Source organism: Microcoleus sp. Pol12B4 (assembly GCF_036701385.1).
GTDB lineage: Bacteria > Cyanobacteriota > Cyanobacteriia > Cyanobacteriales > Microcoleaceae > Microcoleus.
The window spans coordinates 1-6,779 of record NZ_JAUBQR010000291.1 but is presented as its reverse complement, the minus strand read 5'-3'; the positions used below and the strand labels follow the sequence as shown (position 1 = coordinate 6,779).

4 protein-coding genes are annotated in these 6,779 nt (G+C 46.9%); 2 read left to right on the top strand and 2 right to left on the bottom strand.

Annotated features, from left to right (window positions below; all coding sequences use genetic code 11):
- Nucleotides 1–11: 11 nt before the first annotated feature.
- The gene (locus tag QUA38_RS26465; RefSeq protein WP_333167153.1) at nucleotides 12–965 is read right to left on the bottom strand and encodes an IS630 family transposase; all 954 of its coding nucleotides are present in this window, start codon (nucleotides 963–965) and stop codon (nucleotides 12–14) included.
- Nucleotides 966–1,415: 450 nt separating this feature from the next.
- Between QUA38_RS26465 and QUA38_RS26460 the strand changes: the two genes are divergently transcribed.
- Both QUA38_RS26460 and QUA38_RS26455 read left to right on the top strand, forming a co-directional pair.
- On the top strand, nucleotides 1,416–2,777 hold the full coding sequence (locus QUA38_RS26460) for a cytochrome 450 (protein WP_333167151.1): 1,362 nt from the start codon (nucleotides 1,416–1,418) through the stop codon (nucleotides 2,775–2,777).
- A 258-nt stretch (nucleotides 2,778–3,035) separates the two neighbouring features.
- Nucleotides 3,036–3,581, top strand: coding sequence for a hypothetical protein (locus QUA38_RS26455; RefSeq protein WP_333167149.1), 546 nt, complete (start codon nucleotides 3,036–3,038; stop codon nucleotides 3,579–3,581).
- A gap of 495 nt (nucleotides 3,582–4,076) precedes the next feature.
- Here the strand turns inward: QUA38_RS26455 and QUA38_RS26450 are convergent.
- On the bottom strand, nucleotides 4,077–6,779 hold a 2,703-nt coding region (locus QUA38_RS26450), incomplete at its 5' end, for an SdrD B-like domain-containing protein (protein WP_333167147.1).

Sequence of the window (6,779 nt, the reverse complement as noted above, 5' to 3'; positions counted from 1 at the left end):
TATAGCCTTTATCAGAAAGATGAGGTACAATAACAGCAGTGTGTAAACCAGTTAAAAATATTTGACGATGTAACTTGTCCGAACGCAAACTCGATGGCTTTTCCTAACTCTTGATAATTAGTAGTCTTGATAGAACGGAGAATGATTTTAAGTTTTGACCACAGATTCTCAATTGGTGAAAAATCTGGTGAATAAGGTGATAAGTATATTAATTTTGCGCCTTTGTTTTCAATAGCTTTTTTGACTTCTTCTCCCAGGTGAATAGGACAATTATCCATCACCACACAAGCACCTTTCCAGAGTTGTGGTACGAGTTTTCTGATAATAAAAGCTTCAAATGTAATTGCATCAGTTCCGCCTATTAGATTAACCGATGTCAAAATTTTATTGACTGACATTGCTCCAATTATTGAGACATTTTTGCCACGTTTAGTTGGTTTGGACCCCTTGGCTCTGTCACCTTTTAAAGACCTAGCATATAACCTCACCATTGCCAAATTAACTCCCGATTCGTCAAGGAATATTAAGTCTTTCAAACTAATTTTTTTAATTGTTTTCCAGAACTCACATCGCAGGATTTGAACTCGGTCGGTGCCTTTGCCTGAAGGGAATAGAGTTTTTTTTACAGTAATGTTTAAGAGTTTTATCATTCTTCCTATGGTAGCTCTACTAACGGAAAATCCGAGTTTTCCATAAAGTAAATAACGGAGTTCTTCAAGAGTTGCATCATTATTTTCTTCAATCAATTGGGCCAAGATGAGTAGTTGCTCCGCATTGAGTTTGCCTTTGACTCCACATCGGTCAGTTCTCGGAGTAATGTTTTTTGTTTCACGATATTGTTTAAGCAATTTTTGTACAAAACTCAGGGCTACAGAAAAACGCTTAGCTATTGCTTTTTGTGAAATGGGTTCAGCATGATAAGTATCAAGGATTTTTTGCCTAAAATCAATCGAATAAGCTTTCATTTTTAACAATGTATGAAGTTGGGTACAAGTAAACGTGTTGTTAATCAACCATCGCGTGCTGTCAAAAAAATGCTATTATGTGTGGTATGGCTTTCGCGTGGCTTTACTGAACCATCTAATTATAGTTCATTTGAGCTGATCTTCTCTGTTTGACCCTCACGAGTGAGTGTCAGTAACATGATACCTCATCTTTCTGAGAAAGGCTATAGATCTACTTACCAGCAATCGTTAAAAATTCCACTCAATCTCCGGGAAAAGGCTAGACTGGAGCGCAGACATATTCAGTAAAACTATATCTATATTGCCACTGTGTTCACAAATAAAGATGGCTATAGTTATACTTACTGATTTTGGCAATTAAGTGGGATTCAATACCCGCTCAATGGCCGCTCAATACCCTCTTGCTGCTAAATGCGAAGCGCGTTATGGCGAAGGATTCTCGGAGGAATTATGATGAACCTAAATTTAGATACTATTTTCTCATCGCTGATGAACCCGGCACTGAACGAGTTTCAGGTTTGGGCTTTGCAAAACCCGGACGAAAGTCTCAGCAAAACGATGCTACCGCCGATCGCCCTGATTGAGGGTTTGATTGCCAACGAACCCACCTATTTGCAGATAAAACGGCTGGCTTTCGGAGCAAACTTTTGCTGCGCGGGGCAAGTCGTGATGGGAGAGTTTGACACGCTGGAAAAAGCACTCACATCGCCCCAGGCGCGCGGATGGCGGCTTGGTACTTCTGTATTAGATCCCGATAGCGCCCCCAACCAAGATGTCGGGGGTAGGAACCTTTTTCTACTGTCTTTGTCCGATCGCGAAACTGATGGTAGCAGCAACCACGCGGCATTCCGAAGCTGTATGCAGAAGTATCTGTTCAACAGTGCGACAGCGGATCGCCAGGGAGACGAAATCAGCAGGCGGTTGCTCGATCGGCTAGCCGCCGATTATGCCCAAATGCCACACGGTGCGGGGGGAGCGTTTTTTACCGATGTCAAGCGGGGTTGGATGGGATTTTTAGTCCGATACCTGCACTACGTCATCTTTGGGATTAATCCAGACGATTCAGAGTCGATCGAACTTCTCACCGAATTGCATTACACCCGCCAAAGCCCGCTGCACTACTTCGCCGTCATCGGCAACCTGCTGCAAAGCCTGAACCTTTTTGGACACGGGGATTTGTCCACTCTAATCGAGCGTGCAGCGACTATCTATGAAAATTCCCCAGCTTTAGCCGACTTCGAGGAGAGCTCGGAAAACAATGGCATGACTAAGCGGGAATTGGCAAAGCTGATGACATCAATTATGGGGATAGCGGGACTGCAAGGCCCCCTGCACCTAGGCTACACGGCAATGGGGTACCGCCCTCTCCCCGCCTATAAAGGACAGCAGACGGCCCAAATTAACCCGACTGATTTTTGGGATCAGCTCGATTTGGACGATCGCCAGTCGATCGAGCTCTTCCTCCTGGAATGCGCCCGCCTCTGGGCCCCGGTCAGCGCCACGCACCGAGTCGCGACAGAGCCTTTCACCGCAACGGTAGCGGGTAAAGAGCGCACCTTCCCGGCCGGAACCAAGGTATTGATACCGCTCAGCCTGGGGCTGCTAGACGAGAGTTTCTGGGGCTCTACGGTGTACGAATTCAACCCTAAGCGGGAGAATCTCTGCCCTTTTCATATGGGATTTCATTCCGTCGGCGATCGCAGCGCGGGACGAATTTGCCCAGGTAAAGACATCGCACTCAAGATGCTGGTGGATGTCGTGAGTACGGTAGGCAAAGTGCGCCGAGCCTCTGAGCCTAACTTGCAGCGGTAATCAATCCAAAAGCTCGCATCAGATAGCGGTTGAAACAGAGATATTGCACCATTCTCGCTTAACAGGCCCGACGGCCCACCCCACAAGACATCAAGTTTATTGTGGGGTGTCCCGCCCGCCCTTGAATAACTTATTGGCAATGATGCAAGATGTGAGTTGAAACCGCACACCACACAAACTATCTATCGATCGACTAAGAAATCAAGGGGGTATCTAATAGGAAACCAAAACACAACTATTTTGAGGATAAATAATACCATGTTAATCGAACAAAAGCAACTAAAAGACATCGCAAATTGGATGAAAGTAGAACATCCAGCGGAGTTACCTGAAGTCCTGCAAGGTATCTTTTTTATGGACGGGAATGTTTTACCAGACGATTGTCTGACGATGTACGGTTCAGACTGGAATGCTGCCGAACGGACGTTATTGCTGCGCGTTTTTGACCCTGTTATCTGGACATTTCATTCATCAATGGCGGGACGGATGTTAATTTATTTAGTCAAATTTTCTCGCTTTAGCTACTTGTTCCGATTCTCGGATGCAACTTTGCAGCACGGACACATTACGCCGATACTGTTTGGATTATCTGTACCGCAGTGGCTGGTAGATTTTTTGATCGATCGAGATCCGAATACTCCGAACGGAGATATCTGGCATCGCACAAACTCGTTTTTCGGCAGACCTCCTGACAACGGATATATACTTCGCAGAATTGTAGACAAAGATGGCAATTACACATCAGCTTTCCCAGATATGCTGTCTAAAGTTGAGAGTGATTGTTTAATCATTGCCAAAGAGTGAAAATATTTAGGAAAACTACAAAACCCGCTTAATTAGGCGGGTTTTGTTGCTCGAAGTGGCGGGATTTGAACCGACGACCTATACGATGCCAAGTTTGATGTGATATCGTTCTCGATTGTATTGGCATAATAAAATCGAGTCAACAGTTAACACTCAACCATTTCGTTTTTCGGCACCGAGTCATATCAACTGCGGTAGCATCGGAATTAATATTACCCACAGGTTGAACACGGCGCCGTGCAACAGGAAACGATATTTATTACTTCTGGCTTATCAGAGTTTATTTGCCATGATTATACCGCGTATTCCAGGTTCATAAAGTAGTAGGGACAAGGCAATGCCTTGTCCCTACGGGGATTCATGGATCAGGGGTGTACTTCACAAACAACGTGGAATTTGCAGTAAGATGTTTGGTTTCACCCTTTTTTATTTGCCAACAGTCTCTTAATCCATCGTCCCTACAATATTCTCACCTAATTAATTAGCTCGATCGCACTAGAGGAGAGCAAAATCTGTGGCAGTAATCACGCTTGCAGGCACATTGCTGAGAGTTGCCAAAAGTTGCCCGGAACCAGTAACTCGGATGAGGGTAGAACTATTCTCGGTCACAATGCTTAGTTGGGAGAAATCCAGACCACCAATTAAGCCGAGCGAATCGAGGCCGTATTGAAAGTCTAAAATAGTCTCGCTGCCTAGGTCAATACCCAACATAAATCGATCGTTTCCGGTGCCTCCAATCAGAGTATCATTCCCTTGATCTCCAAACAAGAAGTCGTCCCCAGCACTGCCAAGCAAACTGTCCTCATCCTTACCGCCGTAAAGAGTATCGTTCCCGACCTCCCCATTGACAGTATCCTGACCTTCATTGCCAAACAGCAAATCGTTGCCCAAACCGCCACATATTTGGTCTTTTCCGCCAGTAGAACCAATCGGAAGAGGGCTACCAATATCCCCGTACACTGTATCTCCCCCCTCGCCACCACAGATAGTATCACTGCCTTCATCGCCAAACAGCAGGTTGCTGCCCAATTGGCCGACAACTAAGTCATCGCCCTTGCCGGCACGTACTGTATCATTACCCTCACCGCCTGCGATCGTATCTTGATTTTTCTCCCCGCTGAGGAAGTCATCGCCCGCCAAACCGAACACCAAATCGTTGCCAGTCAAATCAGGGTCGAAGGGGTTAATAGTTCCCCCGTAGATAGTATCGTTACCCTGGTCGCCAATTAAAGTATCGCTTTCTTGGTCGCCGAAAATAATGTCGTCATCTTTGCCGCCGTAAACAACATCGTCGTTCTTGCCCGCAAAGATTAAATCCTCTCCAGCCACTCCATTGAGGTAATCATTACCCTCATTGCCAAACACCAAGTCCGTGTCTATATCGGGGCCAACCGGGAAAGCACTGTTAAGTCCCCCGTAAATATTATCATTGCCTCGGAACCCGGCCAACAAATCATCGCCGTCAAAACCATTTATTTCGTCACCGTTATTAGTGGCGAGAATAGTGTCGTTGCCATTAGTACCGTTGCGGGTATTAGTGACAGAACTCGGACCCCGAACACTGCCAATACTTGGTAAAACAATTTGTTCACAAATGCAGTCAACATCTTGTCCTTCTTGCGGTGGTAGTGGTGTTGGTGTTGGTGTTGGTTGGACTTGGGAGAAAGAATTGCCAAAGTTAATATTGCTAACATTAGTGCCGCTGACAGCAATAATATCAGCAGGATTGGCAGTAGTTGGCGTCCAACCAGGTTGATTTACTTCCCGAACTCGATAAGTTCCTGGTCCTAAATTAGCTAAAATGTAGCCGCCCAAACTATCAGTTGAAGTGTTAACTTCTCCAGCATCTAAAGAGTTATTGCTGTTAGCGTCAAGGAAGATTTGCCAGTTCGGCAAGAGCGGTTCTTGAGCATCCAAAACCCCATTGTTATTGAGGTCATTAAACTTGCTGCCGCTAATGCTAATATTTTGGAAATTGCCGAAATTAATTCCACTACGATTTTCGCCACTGCCCAGATTAACCGCCGCCGGATTAGCAGTAGTTTGCGTCCATTCAGTCTGCCGCACCTCTCGCACATTGTAGGTGCCGGGATTGAGATTGTTGAAACTGTAATTACCAGAATTGTCAGTGGTAACAATAGTTTCGCCCGAATCTAAAGAGTTGTTCCCGTTCGCATCGAGGAAAATTTGCCATCCCGAAAGACCAGTTTCCTCCGCATCCCGAGTACCGTTGCCGTTGCCGTCGTTGAATTTAAGACCGCTGATGCTGCTTTGTTGGACGGGAGTCGGAGGCTGAGGCGGAGTCGGAGTCGGAGGCGGAGTCGGAGTCGGAGTCGGCGTTGGTGTTGGTGTTGGCGGGACTTGTTGGTTGCCGAAATTGGCAGTGGAAGTTTGACCTGGATCTAAGGGAACGGTTCGGGGGTTAGGGGTGGTTGGTGTAAAACCTGTCGGCACCACTTCCCCGACGTTGTAAGTGCCTGTTTGCAGGTTGGGGAAGCTGTAGCTGCCATCGGTACCGGTAGTAACTTGGGTTTCTCCGGTGTCTGAAGTGCCGTTGTTGTTAGTGTCAAGGAAAATCGTGACGCCAGGAATGCCAATTTCTCCGGTATCTTGACTGCCGTTACCGTTGGTGTCGTTGAATTTAAGACCAGTTATGGTGCCCGTCTGGAGGCTATTGCCGAAATTAACTGTAGCAGGAGTCGTTTCACCTGCTGCCAGCGTGACTGAAACCGGATTGGGAGTAGTTGGCTGGCTGAATGGCGGTACAACTTCCCGAACGTTGTAAGTGCCGGAGGGCAGGTTGGGGAAAGTAAAGCCGCCGTTAGCATCGGTAGTTGCGGAAGTTTCGCCGGCGCCGAGGATGCCGTCACCGTTTGTGTCGAGGAAAACTGTAACTCCGGGAACGCCAACTTCTCCGGCAGCTTGAGTGCCGTTGCCGTCAATGTCGTTAAATTTGATGCCGGCGATCGTACTCAGCGGTACGACAACGGGAACAGGCTGTGCGGAAAATTCCGAAGTGTTGCCGGCGGCGTCGGTTGCTGTCGCGGTGATTAATTGGCCTGCGGTGACTGCTGCTGGGAAAGTTTGATTAAAAGCAGCGTTGCCGGCGGCGTCAGTAGTTACCGGGATAGAAGCAATTAAGGTTTGACCTTGGGTTCCCGGGGGATTGTTGGCGAAAAATTGGAGGGTGAAATTGGC